This is a genomic window from Actinomadura latina NBRC 106108 (genome assembly GCF_001552195.1).
Taxonomy (GTDB): domain Bacteria; phylum Actinomycetota; class Actinomycetes; order Streptosporangiales; family Streptosporangiaceae; genus Spirillospora; species Spirillospora latina.
Genome location: NZ_BCQS01000011.1, coordinates 339,269 through 354,673 on the forward strand (window position 1 = coordinate 339,269; position 15,405 = coordinate 354,673).

The 15,405-nt window shown below is 70.6% G+C and carries 9 protein-coding genes; all 9 read left to right on the forward strand.

Annotated features, from left to right (window positions below; all coding sequences use genetic code 11):
• Positions 1–85 precede the first annotated feature (85 nt).
• The 9 genes from AL2_RS17500 to AL2_RS17540 all read left to right on the forward strand — a co-directional run bounded on the left by AL2_RS17500 (position 86) and on the right by AL2_RS17540 (position 15,235).
• Complete coding sequence (locus tag AL2_RS17500) at positions 86–2,551, forward strand: AAA family ATPase (protein WP_157438206.1); 2,466 nt, start codon at positions 86–88, stop codon at positions 2,549–2,551.
• Positions 2,548–3,528, forward strand: a complete 981-nt coding sequence (locus AL2_RS17505; protein ID WP_067634903.1) for a phosphotransferase family protein — start codon at positions 2,548–2,550, stop codon at positions 3,526–3,528. Before AL2_RS17500 ends, AL2_RS17505 begins: the two co-directional genes overlap by 4 nt.
• A 372-nt stretch (positions 3,529–3,900) precedes the next feature.
• Entirely contained in the window at positions 3,901–4,170 is a 270-nt protein-coding gene (locus AL2_RS17510) for a hypothetical protein (RefSeq protein ID WP_067634985.1), read from the forward strand.
• Positions 4,163–4,768 carry a DUF6879 family protein gene (locus tag AL2_RS17515; protein ID WP_067634904.1) on the forward strand — a complete coding sequence of 202 codons (606 nt, stop codon included), beginning with the start codon at positions 4,163–4,165 and terminating at the stop codon, positions 4,766–4,768. The genes AL2_RS17510 and AL2_RS17515 overlap by 8 nt, the downstream gene beginning before the upstream one ends.
• A gap of 22 nt (positions 4,769–4,790) precedes the next feature.
• Positions 4,791–5,132: a DUF6082 family protein gene (locus tag AL2_RS17520; protein ID WP_067634905.1), complete on the forward strand. Its 342-nt coding sequence runs from the start codon at positions 4,791–4,793 to the stop codon at positions 5,130–5,132.
• Between the two features lie 224 nt (positions 5,133–5,356).
• Positions 5,357–11,869, forward strand: coding sequence for a DEAD/DEAH box helicase (locus AL2_RS17525; protein ID WP_067634906.1), 6,513 nt, complete (start codon positions 5,357–5,359; stop codon positions 11,867–11,869).
• Entirely contained in the window at positions 11,866–14,067 is a 2,202-nt protein-coding gene (locus AL2_RS17530; protein WP_067634907.1) for a UvrD-helicase domain-containing protein, read from the forward strand. Before AL2_RS17525 ends, AL2_RS17530 begins: the two co-directional genes overlap by 4 nt.
• Positions 14,064–14,960: a serine/threonine-protein kinase gene (locus tag AL2_RS17535; protein ID WP_067634908.1), complete on the forward strand. Its 897-nt coding sequence runs from the start codon at positions 14,064–14,066 to the stop codon at positions 14,958–14,960. The genes AL2_RS17530 and AL2_RS17535 overlap by 4 nt, the downstream gene beginning before the upstream one ends.
• Positions 14,961–15,028: 68 nt before the next feature.
• Positions 15,029–15,235, forward strand: a complete 207-nt coding sequence (locus tag AL2_RS17540) for a hypothetical protein (protein ID WP_067634909.1) — start codon at positions 15,029–15,031, stop codon at positions 15,233–15,235.
• The last annotated feature ends 170 nt before the right edge of the window (positions 15,236–15,405 follow it).

A 15,405-nucleotide genomic window follows, 5' to 3' on the forward strand; every position in this document is an offset into this window, starting at 1 on the left:
GGCCCCGTTATCGTCGGGGCGGAACCGTTCGCCGTCCTCAACGCAGTGGGCGGAGAGAACCACCAGGACTCCCCGGGAGACGTTCATGCCCCTTGAACCTCGATTTCGGCGGGTCGCGGCCCTGCACCGTCCGTTCGTGAACCGGGAGTCGGTGCTGGCCGCGTTCGCCGAGGTTCAACGGACACGGCAGGGCTCGCCGTGCGTGTTCAACGTGGTCGGGGTGGGCGGCATCGGCAAGTCCCGGCTCTTACAGGAACTCAGGCAGCGCACCGCCGCGACGCACCGGGCCGCGACGGTCGACCTCCAGGTGCCCGCGATGCGGCAGCAGGAAGACGCCCTGGCGGTGCTGCGCGTCGAACTCGGTCGCCAGGGTGTGCGGTTCGACCGCTTCGACATCGCCTACGCCGTCCTCTGGCAGCGGCTCCACCCGCATCTGCGGCTCTCCAGCAAGGAACTCCCGTTCGTGGACGAGAGCGAAGCCCTCTCCCAGGTCCTCGACGGCGCGGCCGGCGTCCCGGTGTTCGGCACCGGCGTGGGGTTGCTGCGTCTGCTCGGCAAGGCCACGAGTGGGATGCGGCAGCGGCACCGGATCAAGTCCGACGACACGCTCAGCCAGTTGGACGACCTCAGCAACGCCGAACTCGCCGACGCGGTCACGTACCTGTTCGCCGAGGATCTGCGCGATGGCTCCGACCGCCCCTACGTCATCTTCGTCGACGCCTACGAGGCGCTGGCCCCCGCAGCGGCGCGGTCCGGCCGGGCGCTGGCCCAGGACGTCTGGCTCCGCGACTTGATCGCCCAGCTCGACGGGGGAGTGGTCGTCCTGGCCAGCCGTGAACCGCTGCCCTGGGCGGCCCACGAGCCCGGCTGGGCGGAGGTGATCCACCACCAGCGCGTGGACGGTCTTCCCATGGTGGCCCGGCTGGAGCTCCTCGCGGACGGCGGCATCACCGACCACGATGCGCGCCAGGCCATCGCGACCGCCAGCCAGGGTCTCCCCTTCTACCTTCACCTGGCCGTGGACACGCGCACGACGGCCCGGCAGGCGGCGGCGGTCTCGTCCGAGGAGATTCTGCAACGGTTCCTGGCCCATGTCGCCCCCGACGAGATCCGCACGCTCGAACTGCTGAGCGTCGCCCGGATCTTCGACTATGAGATCTTCCAGGCGGTGGCGGACGAGTTCGACCTGCCCCGGCACCGGATGGCCTGGGAGTCGCTGACCGCCTACTCGTTCGTGTACCCGGCCGGCGCGCACGGCCGGCGCCTGCACCAGCTCATGCGCGCGGCGCTGCACGACCGGCTGTCCCATGACACGGTCCGGGACGTCCACGCACTCCTCCGGGATGTCTGGGACTCCCGCGCCGACGGCGACCACACCGCCGAGGACGGCGTCGCCATCCGGGCCCGTGCCGTCCGCGAGGCCGCGTACTGCGGCCTGCACGCGGGCATCCTCGACGGCGCGGACATCCTGATGTACGCCGACCGGGCGATGACGCACGGGGGCAAGCAGGCCGTCGACGGCGTGGCCCAAGACCTCCGAGACCACCTGGACGCGGGGTCCGGCGATCCGGAGCTCGCCCAGACTGCCCGCTGCCTGGAAGCCGAGTCGGCGGTTCTCCTCGGGGACGCGGCGGCCGCCACGCGGCTGACCCCGTCCATCGACTGGCCGCTGGACGGTGAGCCTGGCGCACGCCTCGCCCTGGCGGGCGCGCACGGCCGCCGCATCGCCGGAGCCACTGGCGAAGCACAACGCCTCTTCCACCAGGTGTGGAACCACCACTCCGGTCCCGTCCGGTTGCGGGCGGGTTTCTGCATGGCGGACCTGGACATGTGCCAGGGACGGTTCGGCGACGCCTTGTCCATCACACAGCAGATACTCGCCGATGCCCCGGACGAGGACCTCGTGCTGCGCGGCGACGTGGTCCGCCTCCAGCATCTCGGCTACCGGTTCGGGTTCGACCTCGACTCGTCCGCCCGGTCCCTGGACACGGCCGCGGAACTCTACGCGCGGGCGGGCGCCATCATCGGCCAGGCCGACATCAAGACCAACCGCGCCGAGCTGCTCGCCTGGACCGACCCGTCACGCGCTCTCGACGCCGCCGCCGACGCCATCGACGCGCAGACCGACCTCGGCGCCCACCACGAGATGGGCAAGGCGTTCACCGCCCTCGCCATCGCGCAGACCCGCCTCGGCCAGCACGTTCCGGCGGCGGCCTCGTTCCAGACGGCCGCCGAAGCCCTGGAGCGGGCGCGCTACCGGTCCGGCCGGGCACGCGCGGAACTGTTCCGCGCCTTCCTCCACGCCCGGACGGGACGTGCCGCCGATGCCGTGGCCTCCGCCCGCTGGGCCATCGCCGAACTCGTCGCCGCCGAGGTCTACCCGACCTTGCTCATGGTCGCCGGTCACCTGCTGGACACCTTCGATGCCGCCGACGAGCACACCACGACCGTGACGGACCGGGCACGCGCCCAGATCAGCCCGCCGAGCCTGCTGCCATTCTTGGACGACCAGGCACGGGCGCTCGTGACGGCCATGCTGGAGGACGGATGAACTGGCAGGACCTCTACGAGCGCGCACGCGCACACCACGACCCGGCGGCCGGGTACTACAACGACAACATCCGGATCGACACCCCTGACGGGACGGTCATCGTCCGGATACCGATCCACGGCGCCGACATCATGGACCTGCGGCCATGGCGTGAGGACCGGGTTCTCGCCGCCATCGCCCCCCACGTCCGCGACGCCCCGCGGCTGCTCCACGCCTCGGCCGACCCGCCGTTCCAGGTCCACGAGTTCATCCCCGGCGACCTCCTCAACGACGTGGCGCCGCGCGGCACCCCCGTCCCGCCCCACGTGCTGGACGACATCGTGCGGTTGTTCACGCAGCTCACCCGCGTCCCCCAGCTCCCCGACGTCCCGGCCTCCTGGCCCGCCGGCCCCGACACGACCGCCTTCGCGCGCCGCCTGTCCGATCTGACACAGCGCGTGTACGACACCTTCAGCGCCGAGTACGCCGACCTCTTCACCGCCCTGGAGATTCCCGCCGCCCCCCTCGCGCCGGTGGACGACCGGTGGCGCGGCCTCACCCCGCGCCCCTTCACCTGCGTCCACGCCGACGTCCACCGCCGCAACATGATCGTCGACCGGGGCGCGACCACGTTCCTCGACTGGGAACTCGCCCTCTGGGGCGACCCCGTCTACGACCTTGCCGTCCACATCCACAAAATGGGCTACCTGCCGGGGGAGCAGGACACCTTGATCACCCGCTGGCACGATGCCATGCCGTCCGACTACACCACCGGCTGGCAGCCGGACCTTGATGCCTACCTCGCTCACGAACGCATCAAGTCGGCGATCGTCGACTCCGTCCGCTACTCCCAGCTCTTCAAGAACAACGGCCCCTACCCCTACCCGGAGCACCAGCTCGTCGATTCCCTGACCGCCAAGCTCAACGCAGCCCGCCCCTACTGGCACATCCCAGAAACCATGGCCGCACGCACCGTCGAAGAGGCCCTCGGACGCTGAGCCCAGCAAGGTAGCTGCGCCGCGCAGGGCCTCGGCGGTTCCGTCGGGAGGCATCGAGCCGAGCACCTGCCGGACGCCGCGCGCACGACCCCCGACGCCGACATGCGCCAGTCCCGCCACAACCCGCACCCGGGTTTCGGTTCGGCGAAACCGGCCGTTCCGCACCCGGTAGAGACGTCAGTTGTAGACGATAGGCGCCTCACCAGTGAAAGTGTTGATCGTTGTCGCGCGCCCTCACGCAATTGGCAGGTGCTCATTTTGTCCCCATAGGGTCGATCTGTCACCCAATAGACATTTTGGACAAGTCTTGTCGCCTCGCCGTGGCTGCGGGAAAATTGCCGATGATGTCGACGACTGGAAGTGAGCGATGCCATGTCCAGGCCGTGGGAAGCCGATCACGATGCGAGATTCCTGCGACGGCTGGGGAAGACGGCCGCCGAGGTGGGAGACAGCCGCACGACCCAGGACTGCCCGGAGATCTGGGAGCTGGACAACGGCGACATCGCCGTGATCGGGCGGGATGCCACCGGTGCGTACCATGATCGGCTTCCGCCGGGCGTGAGCGTCGGCTCCGACGAAGGCATCGTGATCATCTCGGGTCGCCTGCTCGCTGCGGCCAAGCCGGATATCCGAGATGCTTGACCGGATCCGCGAGATCTCGGGTGACGAGCTCGACCACGCCGGCTACCACGGTGATTTCGCCCGTCATACCGCAGGTCTCAAGGGCGTGATCTGGAAGCTCGAACGCTCTCAGACTTTCCGGGAGCCGGATGATCCCAGCTGGCACGCCTTCGCCTCCGGGAAATGGCGGCGCGCTCTGGACCTGCTGGAGCAAGATCGGGAAGCGGTCCATGCCGAGGCTCGCCGCAACAGGCGGCAAGGCTTGAAGATCAGGCGCGTTCGCGTCGTCGAGCATCCCCTGACCCCCTACCTCCAATGGGAGCTCCACGCACTGCGGATGCTCGCGGAAGAGGGCTTCGAGCTGAGCGTCCTCCCGGCGGGTGAACTCGCGTCGCTGGAAGCCCGCGGCCGGCTGCCCGAGGTGGTGATCATCGACGACCGCGTCCTCTATGAGGTCCGCTATCTGGCCGACTGGACGCCTTGCGGGGCCAAACGCATCAGTACACCCAAGGTGATCCGGATGGCCGGGGCCGAGATCACCGAACTCTTCGCCAAGGGCGAGCCCTTGCTCGACTTCTTCCGGCGGGAAGTGGCGCCGCTGCCCGCGCCGGCCGTCTGATCTATCGTTCGTAGACATCAACATGATCATCTCTGAATGGCAGATGTCATTCGAGACGAAGGCACTTCCGGAGATGCGCCTGCGCGCCATTTCCCGAGAGATGTTCAGCGCCCACCCTGGGCGCGCCTACTGGCGCGAAGCCCGGCAGGTGCGTTTGAGCACCTCGGAGACGAAGCGGGCACGCCTCTTCCACCAGATCCTCGACGAGGAGTACGACCAGGCCCCGGTGCCTCCCGCACCTGAACATTCCCGTTCTCACCGCACCCGCGCACTGCAGGCCGGTGCGGCGGCCAGTGCCCTGGTGCTGGCCTCCCTCCTCGCCCGTGCCCTCACCCACCGGACGCGAAATAGATCAAGACGCTGAACGTCGCGTGGCCTACCGCGACGCCATCCTCGCCCGCTACCTCCTCACGCTCCTGACCGAGGCTGGACGGGTGAGCGGCTGCGGCGGCATAAAGTCGTATGAACCCAGTAGAGTCGCGCAATGCTGCAGGTCTTCACGGTGCACAGGGCTGGGCGCCGGATGCCTGCCGGGCAGGCGCCACTGCTCTCCCTCGTAGGTCCCGATGACACCGGAGGCGCTGAGACTTGAAGCCGACGCTGGCTGCGGAGGAGCTGCGGGAGAACCTGACGCAGTACCTGTCCACGACGTTCGCGCTGAGCGACCCGTCGGCTCGGGAGGCGCTGCAACGGTTCCTCAATGACCCGGTGCAGGGCATCTTCCGGGGCCCGTACCTGCGGATTCGGACGCCATTCCGGAAGGCCGAGTCCGGTTGGCAGGACTGCCTTGAGTGGCACGGGCTCGACTTCCGTCCGCACCGGCATCAGGCAAAGGCGTTCGAGCGGCTCAGCACACTGCACGGCCCGGCGAAGCCGACGCTGATCACGACCGGGACCGGTTCCGGTAAGACCGAGTCTTTCCTGATCCCCGTGCTGGACCACTGCCGGCGGGAGCGGTCGAAGGGGCGCGGCGGCGTCAAGGCCGTCCTGCTGTATCCGATGAACGCGCTCGCCACCGACCAGGCGAACCGGCTCAACGACTACCTCCACAAGCACGGCATGGAGCAGGTCACCGCGGGCCTCTACATCGGAGACACGCCGGAGATCGGGTATCCGCGGGTGATGACGGACCGGGCGGAGATCCGCCGGAACCCGCCCGACATCCTGATCACGAACTACAAGATGCTGGACCTGCTCCTCCAGCGCGGCGACGACGTCCCGCTGTGGAAGGACGCGAATCTCACCTACGTGGTGGTGGACGAGTTCCACACCTACGACGGCGCGCAGGGCACCGATGTGGCGATGCTGCTGCGCCGGCTGGCGGCCGTCACCGGCAAGGCCGAGCCGGGGAGGCCGCTGGGCGACATCTGCCCGGTCGCGACGTCCGCGACGCTGGGCGAGGGCGGTGACGGCGCGGAGATCCGGGCGGCTGCGGGGGAAGTGTTCGGGACGCCGTTCGCCGACGACGCGGTGATCGGGGAGGACCGCTGCACCGTCGACGAGTTCCTCGGTGAACTCGACTACGGGCTTCCGCTGCCGTCCCCGGACGACCTCATCGCGTGCGGCGACCCGATCCACAAGCCGGACGCGCTGAAACGCATTCAGCGCGAGGTCACCGGCCGCGACGACCTCACACGGCAGCAGCTCGCGGAGGTGCTCAAGCAGCACATCCTCACCCGGGCCGTCCTGGAGCTGCTCAAGGACGGAGACCCGCAGACGCCCGAGCAGATGCTGAAGCTGCTGCCGAAGATGGGCGCGTACGCGTGGGGCGCGTCCATCCTCGACAATCCCGGCAAGGCGGCGAAGGCGCTGGCGCGGTTCGTGGCGCTGATCTCCGAGGCCCGCGATCCCGAGGCCGACGACCCGGAGACTCCTTTCCTGCTGGTGGAGACGCACCTGTGGGTGCGGGCGGTGTCGCGGCTGCTGCGGATGGTGGACGACAGGGCCGCGTTCGCGTGGATCGGGGAGCCCCCGGTCTTGGAGGCCGACTCGGGCTTCGACCACTTCGGCAAGACGATGCTCCCGGCGGTCTACTGCCGGCACTGCGGACGGTCCGGCTGGACGGCGTTCTCGCCGCAGCGGGACCCGGGCGACCTCGTCACCGTCCCCGAGCGGATCTACCGGGCGTCCACCGGGCCGGAGAAGAAGCGGGTCCGGCCGATGATCGCGGCGACGAAGGCGGAGGTCGAGGCGCGAGTGCGCCGCCTCGCCATCCTCACCGGCGACGGCGTCAAGACGTTCGACCCGGCGCTGCACCGGTACGGCGCGATCGGCGACGGCGTGTTCGTCCTCACCGACATCGTGCACGACGAGTCGTCCGAAAACGCCGCGAAGCAGGACCGGTGCCCGGCCTGCGAGATGGACCAGGGCATCCGGTACCTCGGTGCGGGGCTGGCGTCGCTGGCGGCGGTGACGGTCACCCAGCTGATGGCGGGCCGGCAACTGTCCACTGATCCGCGCCGGCGGAAGACGCTGCTGTTCAACGACTCCGTCCAGGATGCCGCGCACCGGGCCGGGTTCGTGGCAAACCGGTCGTACGCCTTCTCCCTCCGGCGGCTGATCAGTTCGCGGCTGGAGCCCGGGAAGGGCGTGCGGCTGAACGACGTGATCGGGGATCTGGCCGCGGCGGCGAGCCAGTCCGGGGTGCTGCCCGCGGTCGTCCCGCCGGACCTGCACGAACGCCCCGAGGTGGACGCCATCCTCGCCGAGACCACCAGCGGCACCCCCGCCGCGTGGGGCCTGATCGGGGAGCGGCTGGCGTTCCAGACGATCCTGGAGTTCGGGCTGCGGTCCCGGCAGGGACGCACCCTCGACCTCACCCGCACCGCCGTCGCCGAGGTCGCACTGCCCGACCCCGCCCGCGCCGCGGCGCTGGCGAAGGACGTCCACACGCAGGTCACCGGCATGATCGAGCTTCAGACGCCGGAGCGGTACGCGACGCTCGTCCGGGGTCTGCTGGAACGGCTCCGCTACCGGGGCGCGATCAAGCACCGGTGGCTCGACGCGTGGATCACGAACGGCGGCACCAGCCGGTTCGGCGCGATCTGGGGGCGCCGCCCAGATGGGATGCCCGCGTTCCCGCGCGGGCTGAGCGCGCCCACGTTCCTGCTCGACCGGCAGAAGCGCAGGTCGGAGTTCGACCGGATCGACGCCGACCAGGGCTGGGCGCAGGACTGGGCCGCCCGCTGCCTCGCCCTCGACCGGCGGCAGGCCGGCGAGTACCTGCGGCGCCTGCTGCCCGTCCTCGCCGAGGAGGGCCTCGTCGCCAAGCGCGTCATCGACGGCGCGACCGGGGTGTACGGGCTGCAGCCGGGGCACGTCCTCGTGCACGCGCTGACGGACGCGGAAGCCGACGAGGCCGGGCTCGGCTGCGATCGGTGCGCGTGGCAGCAGACGATCCGTCCCGAACTGGTGGACGCCTGGCGCGGGCAGCCGTGTCCCCGCTACCGGTGCGGCGGCGCCCTCACCGACCGCGGCACCCGCAGCCACCGCGACGACTACTACCGGCGCCTGTACCTCGGGGAGGAGCCGTTCCGGGTGGTGACGGCCGAGCACACCGGCGCGCTCACCCGCCGGCAGCGTGAGGACGTCGAGGCGCGGTTCCGCAAGAAGGAGCAGCGCTACAACGACCCGAACGTGATGGCGTGCACGCCGACACTGGAACTCGGCATCGACATCGGCGACCTGTCCGCGGTGATCCTGGCGTCGCTGCCGCCCGGCCCCGCCAACTACGTCCAGCGGGTCGGGCGGGCCGGGCGCAAGACCGGCAACGCGTTCCTGGTGACGCTCGTCGGCCGGCACCCTCGCGACCTGTACTTCATCAACGAGCCCCAAGCGATGATCGCGGGCCGGATCGTTCCGCCGGGCAGCTACCTGTCCGCCATCGAGATCCTGCGCCGCCAGTACGCCGCGCACCTGGTCGACCTGTGCGCGCGGGGCCGGCTACCGGGCGTGCTGCCGCTGCCGCGCCGCACGTCCGCGCTGTTCGGCGAGACGGGCTGGCTCGCCGCGTTCACCGCCGCCGCGCTGGAGTGCGGAGCCGTCGAGGCGTTCCTCGACCTGTTCGGCGGGTCGGTGTCGCCGGACGCCGCCGCCGATCTGCGCGCGTTCGCCACCGCCGGGCTGAAGGACGTCGTCCGGGACGTCGAGGAGCGGTGGGAGGCCCGCCGCGCCGACCTGAAGGACCGCCTCGACCGCATCGACGAGGCCATCGACTCGCTCCTCGAATCGGACCCCTCGCAGAATGCGACCCGGCGGTCGCTGCGCTCCGAGCGAGGCGGGATCGCGCGGCTGATGGGCGACATGGGGCGGCGCAGCGCGCAGGGCACCCTCGTCGAACTCGGGCTGCTACCGAACTACTCGCTGCTCGACAACGTCACCACGCTCGAAGCGACGGTCACGTGGGAAGAGGAGAACGCCGAGGAGCGGACGTACCACAGCGAGGTCCGCGAGTACGGGCGGTCGGCGCGGCTCGCGCTGACCGAGCTCGCGCCCGGCAACTCCTTCTACATCCGCGGCTACCAGCACAAGGTCAGCGGGCTGGACATCGGCACCGAGTCGCGTCCCTCCTGGGAGCAGTGGCGGGTCTGCCCCAGCTGCGGGCACGTCCGGACGGGCCTCGACGCGGGGGGCGACATCTCGGCGTGCGCGCGGTGCGGCGACCCCGCCATCGGGGCCGTGCAGAACCTGCACAAGGTGCTGCGGCCGGTGCGGGTGTTCGCGCACGACCGGCGGGACGAGGCGCGGATCGGCGACGACTCCGACGAGCGGCAGCGCCGGTACTACGAGGACGCCGTCGCCGTCGACATCGACCGCGCCGACATCGCGCCCGGGTCGTGGCGGCACTCGGGCGCCGTGTTCGGGGTCGACTTCACCCGGCACGCGGTGGTCCGCCGGTTCAACCTCGGAGTGCGGCGCACCGACCGGCGCGACGTCGCCCGGTTCGCCGGAGACGAACGGCAGATCGCCCATTTCCACGTCTGCCCGTCGTGCGGCGGCGCGACCGTCGACGGCCCGCCGGGGCAGGACGACGAGAACGGACGGGACGCGCTGATCGCGGCGTCCTCCACGGACCGGAGCCGGCGGCACCACCGCACCTGGTGCTCCTACCGGCGCGCGTCGCGGGACGCCGACCACCACAAGATGATCCTGGCGCACGAGCTGCGGACGGAGGCGCTGCGGATTCTGCTGCCGGTCGCGACGCTGTACGTCGAGGAGCGGACGGCGTCGTTCCAGGCGGCGCTGATGGCGGGCGTCGCGGCCCGCTACGGCGGCGACCCCGACCACCTGGAGATCGTGACGGCGACGATGCCGGACCAGGCGACCGGCCGGCGGCGGCGCTTCCTCGTCCTGCACGACACGCTGCCCGGCGGCACCGGATACCTGCACCGGCTCGCCGACCCCGCGGAGTTCCGCCGGGTCCTGGAGGCGGCCCACGCCCGTGCCTCCGAATGCCCGTGCCGGGAGGAGCCGGGGAAGCGCGCGTGCCACCGATGCCTGCTCTCGCACGTCCCGGGGACGCTGTTCGACAAGGTCAGCCGGGCCGAGGCCGTCGACATGCTGGAAGAGCTCCTGGAGGAATGGCAGACGGCGTCCGTCGCCGACACGAGCGAGATCTCGCTGTGGGACCAGGTCGAGAGCGAGCTCGAGTCGCGGTTCCTGGAGGGGCTGGAAACCTGGGCGAAGCGGGACGGCGGCAACGCGTCGCTGACGCGCGGCCCGGTCGTCGCCGGACGCAAGACCGCCGACCTGCGCATCGAGATCCCGAACACCGGCTCGGGCGGCGCGGCCATCCGGCGGTGGCGGGTGACCCTGCAGAACACGATCCGGGGGACGCGCCCGGACGTGGTGTTCCGGCTGGTCGACGACGAGCCGCAGCAGGTCACGGTGTATCTCGACGGGTACAACTACCACGCGGCCCCGGAGATCAACCGGCTCGCCGACGACGCCGCCAAGCGGGCCCAGCTCCGGGCGCACGGACGGCTGGTGTTCGCGCTCACCTGGAAGGACCTGGACGAGTGGGAGGCCCGCCGCCACGAACCCTGTGACGGCGTCGAGGCCTACAGCCCGTACCAGAACAACGCGCGGCTGGCGGCCAGGAAACTGTACGGACGGGCCGGCGACCCGGACGAGCTGCCGCGCACGATGTGGACCAACCCCGTCGACACGTTGCTCGCCTACCTCGCCGAACCGGACCGGGACGTGTGGCTGCGGCGCGCCGAGGCCGTCACCTTCGGGGTGCTGAACTCCGGCCTCCGGACGGGCGGGACGCGCAGCGACCGCGCCGGCGTGGCCGCGCGCGTGAACGCCGCGCTGCGCGGGGAGCCGCTGCCCGCACTGGAGCAGGGAACGGTCGAGGTGTACGCGGCCGCCCCGCTCACCGTGATCCTCGACAAGAGCCGCAGCGGCGCCCCCGCGTGGAGCGCCTTCGTCGTCATCGACGACCGGAACGAGACCATCGTCGCCGACACCGACGCGCACAAGCGGCGGTGGGCGAGCTGGCTGTACTGGGGAAACCTGCTGCAGTTCCTCGACCACGGCGGCGGCGACGGCGGGCAGCTCGCACTGTCGGAGATCGACCGGTTCGACCCGGCGCTGCTCGCGGCGTCCGGCGGCGAGGGGCGGCAGGCCGCGCTCAGCCTCGTCCCGCTGGACGAAGACCTGCGGGACGAGCCGGAGGCGATCACGGAGCCCGCCGCGACCGTCCCGGCTCCGGCGCCGTCCCACGAGGAGCCCGCACCGACGCGCGTCGACGCGGCGGAGCCGGAACCTGCCCCCGAGCCGACGGTGTTGACCGACAGTTGGGTGGACGTGCTCGACATGATCGATCCCGACGAGCCCGGCCTGGCCGCGTTCGTCCGTGGCCTGGCCGCCGCCGGGATCGCCGCGCCGCCGGACTCCGGCATCGGCTACGAGTTGGGCGAACAGGCGTGGCAGGCGGAAGTGGCCTGGCCTGACCGCAAGATCGCGATCGTCCTGGCCGGGGACGGCGAGGAGGCACAGCGCCGCGACACCGCCTACGCGGAGGCGGGGTGGGACGTCCGGGCCGTGGACGGCTGGACGCGCGAAGAACTGGTTGATCGAATCGAAGGAGCGAAGTGAGCGGGGCGACGCTGCGGCTGCTCGACCGGGCCGAGAAGGAGATCCTGAAGCTCCCCCGCGCGGTGAAGGGCGCGATCTACGACTTCCAGCACAAGTTCCGCAACGACCCGCGCAACAAGGGGCTGCGGTTCAAGCAGCTGAAGAACTCGCAGCTGTACTCGGCGCGCGTCAACGACGACTACCGTGCGCTGCTGCTGCACGCGGGCGGTACCGAGTACATCCTCGTGGCGGTCGAGCCGCGCGGCGAGGTGTACGACCACCTCGACCGGTACCGGTACCAGATCAACCCGGTCACGGGCGGCATCGAATTCCTGGACCTCGTCGTGGCGGAGGAGGTCGTCGGCGGCAACGGCAACGGGCGGCCGCAGCCGGAACCGCGGCCGGAACCGGCACCCTCGCCGGAGCCGGTAGCGGCGGCGCCACTGTTCGCCGCATACTCCTCCGAGCAGCTCCTCGACCTCGGCGTCGCCGAGCCGCTGCTGCCGCTCATCGCGAAGATCACCACCGAGGACGAACTGCTCGGGCTCGTGTCGTACGCGCCGCAGCTGACAGGGGAAGTCCTGCTCGCGCTACACGACGGCGCGTCCCCGGAGGATGTCCTGGAGCAGGTGACCGCGCCCGTCGCCGCCGAGGAGGAGGTCGACACCGAGGACTACGCGGCGGCCCTCGCCCGTCCCGCCACGGCCGTCACCACCGCCGACGCCGACCTGCGCGAAGTGCTCGAACAGGGCGACTTCGGCCGCTGGAAGGTGTACCTGCACCCGACGCAGCGCAAGCTCGTCGAGCGCGACTACAACGGCCCGGCGCGGGTCAGCGGCGGTCCCGGCACCGGCAAGACGATCGTCGCGCTCCACCGCGTCAAGCATCTCGTGGACCGGCTCCCGGCCAGCGGCGGAAAGGCCGTCCTGCTCACCACATTCAACAAGAACCTGGCCGCCGACCTCGAACAGCGGCTCATCGCCCTCGCCGGCGAAGAGGTCGCCGCCCGCGTCCACATCACGAACGTCGACAAGCTCGCCAGCGAGATCGTCGCGGAGTCCGAACGGGGCCGGGCGCGTCGCCGCCTCGACGATGAGAAGGCCCGCAAGGAGTGGGACGACCTGCTCGCGGAGGAGAACGAGACCCGCTGGGACGCCGGGTTCCTGCACGAGGAATGGTCGCAGGTGATCCTCGGACAGGGGCTGCGGACACAGGCCGAGTACTTCCGGGCCCGCCGCGCCGGGCGGGGCCGCCCGCTCAACCGCGCCGACCGCAAGCGGATCTGGAACCTCACCGAGCGGTACGTGATGCGGCTGGAGAACAACAACCTGTCGACGCTCCGGCAGGTGACCGAGCGTGCCGCGCAGATCGAGGCGGCCCGCGCCCGTGACCGTGCGGCGTACCAGGAGAGGCAGGCCGACTCGCCGAAGCTGCAGGACGAGTCCGGTATGCGGCTGCGCCCCCGCTACCAGCACGTCGTCGTGGACGAGGCGCAGGACCTGTCCGCCGCGCACTGGCGGATGCTGCGCGCGATGGTCGACCCGGGGCGCAACGACATGTTCATCACCGGCGACACGCACCAGCGCATCTACGGCAACCACGTGTCGCTCGGCAACCTCGGCATCGCGATCCGCGGCCGGTCGTCCCGGCTGACGCTCAGTTACCGCACCACGCACGAGATCCTCGGCACCGCCGTCAGGGTGCTCGGCGGGGAGCAGTGGGACGACCTGGACGACGGCCGCGACGACCTCGCCGGCTACCGCTCCGTGCTGCGCGGCGCCGTCCCGGAACTGCGCGGCTTCTCCACCTGGGACGCCGAACTGGACGGCATTGTCCAGCAGATCAGGGCATGGGACGGTGACTCGATCGCGGTGTGCGTCCCCGAACGCCGCATGGTCGCCGAGGTCGAGACCCGCCTCGCCAAGGAGGGCATCGTCGCCTGCGCTATCACCGCGGACGGCCCCCGGTATGTCGAGGCGCCAGTCCACGTCGGCACCATGCACCGCTTCAAGGGCCTCGAATACCAGAACATGATCATCGCGGGTGTCGCGGAGGGCCTCGTCCCCGCCGCCCGGATCACCCGGTTCGCAGAGGAGGACCCGCTGCGCCACCGGCGGGACCTCCGGACCGCGCGCTCCCTGCTGTTCGTCGCCGTCACCCGTGCGCGTGACAACGCCGTCATCACCTGGCACGGCACGAAGAGCGGGTTCCTGCCGTGAGCTCCGGACGAGACATCGCCGACCGGTACCGGATCACTTCGCCCATCGGCCGCGGCGGCATGGGCGAGGTCTGGAACGGCACCGACCTGCGGCTCAACCGCCCCGTCGCGATCAAGCTGGTCGGCGTGCCCGAGGTCGACCGGGAACTGCGCCGCCGCTTCCACCGCGAGGCGCGGATCACCGCCCGGCTGAGCCACCCGGGCGTCCCCACCGTCTACGACTTCGGCCAGGACGACGAGTTGTTCCTCGTCATGGAGTCGCTGCCGGGCGACTCGGTCGGCAAACTCCTCGACGAGCAAGGTGCACTGCCGCCGTCCTGGGCGGCGTTCATCGGCGCGCAGGCGTGCGCGGTTCTGGCCGCCGCCCACGCCGCCGGCCTGATCCACCGGGACGTCAAGCCGGAGAACCTCATGCTCGCCCCGGACGGGGCCGTCAAGGTGATCGACTTCGGCGTGGCCACGTCCACCGGCGATGAGTTCTCCCGCATCACGCAAACCGGCCAGATACCCGGCACGGCCCACTACATGGCCCCCGAACTCCTGCGCGGCGAGGACGCCAGCCGTGCCAGCGACCTGTACGCGGTCGGCTGCCTGCTGTACGAACTGCTCGCCGGCGTGCGCCCGTTCGAGTCGCAGCACGTCTTGGACGAGATCACCCGCAGCCAGTCGGAACCGCCACCGCCACTGCACGGCGACGTCCCCCCCGAACTGGCCGCCCTGGTGGACGAATTGCTGGCCAAGACCCCGGAGTCGCGTCCCGCGGACGCCCTCGCCGTCTACGCGCGCCTGCGCCCCTGGATACCAGGAGTGGCGCCGATCCCCGGCTGGACGTCCCGCGACCTGCCGACCGACCCGATCCACCTCTACACCGCCGCCCTCGCCCACCTCGGCTGAGGCCGCCACTCCGTACCCGGGCCCGTCGGCCGGGTGAATCGCCTTACGCAAGACCCCCTGGAAGTGAAATGCTCGACCTTCGCAAAGTTCAGACGACAGTGCTCGACGGCCCGATGTCCCTACACCCGATCGCGATGCCGTTCGACCGCCCCAGCGCAAGGCTCATGCGCGACCACTACCAGCATCGTGGTTTCTACCGCGGCAAATGGATCGGCGGATGCGGCAAGAAGTTGCAGACGAAAATCGGCGAGATACGGATTCCGCACTTTGTGTAACTGGTGACATGATGAGGTCATGTCCGCTGAAATAGCATGGTAGCGGGTTCATGATCTACTGCGGGGGCGTGTGGCCGGCCAGATGAAGTGTGGAACCAGGTCGGCGACGCGTTCCGCGCATTGGGTGTCCGAGTCAGCAAGAAGCACGGTCGTGCCAGTGATCAGAGCGG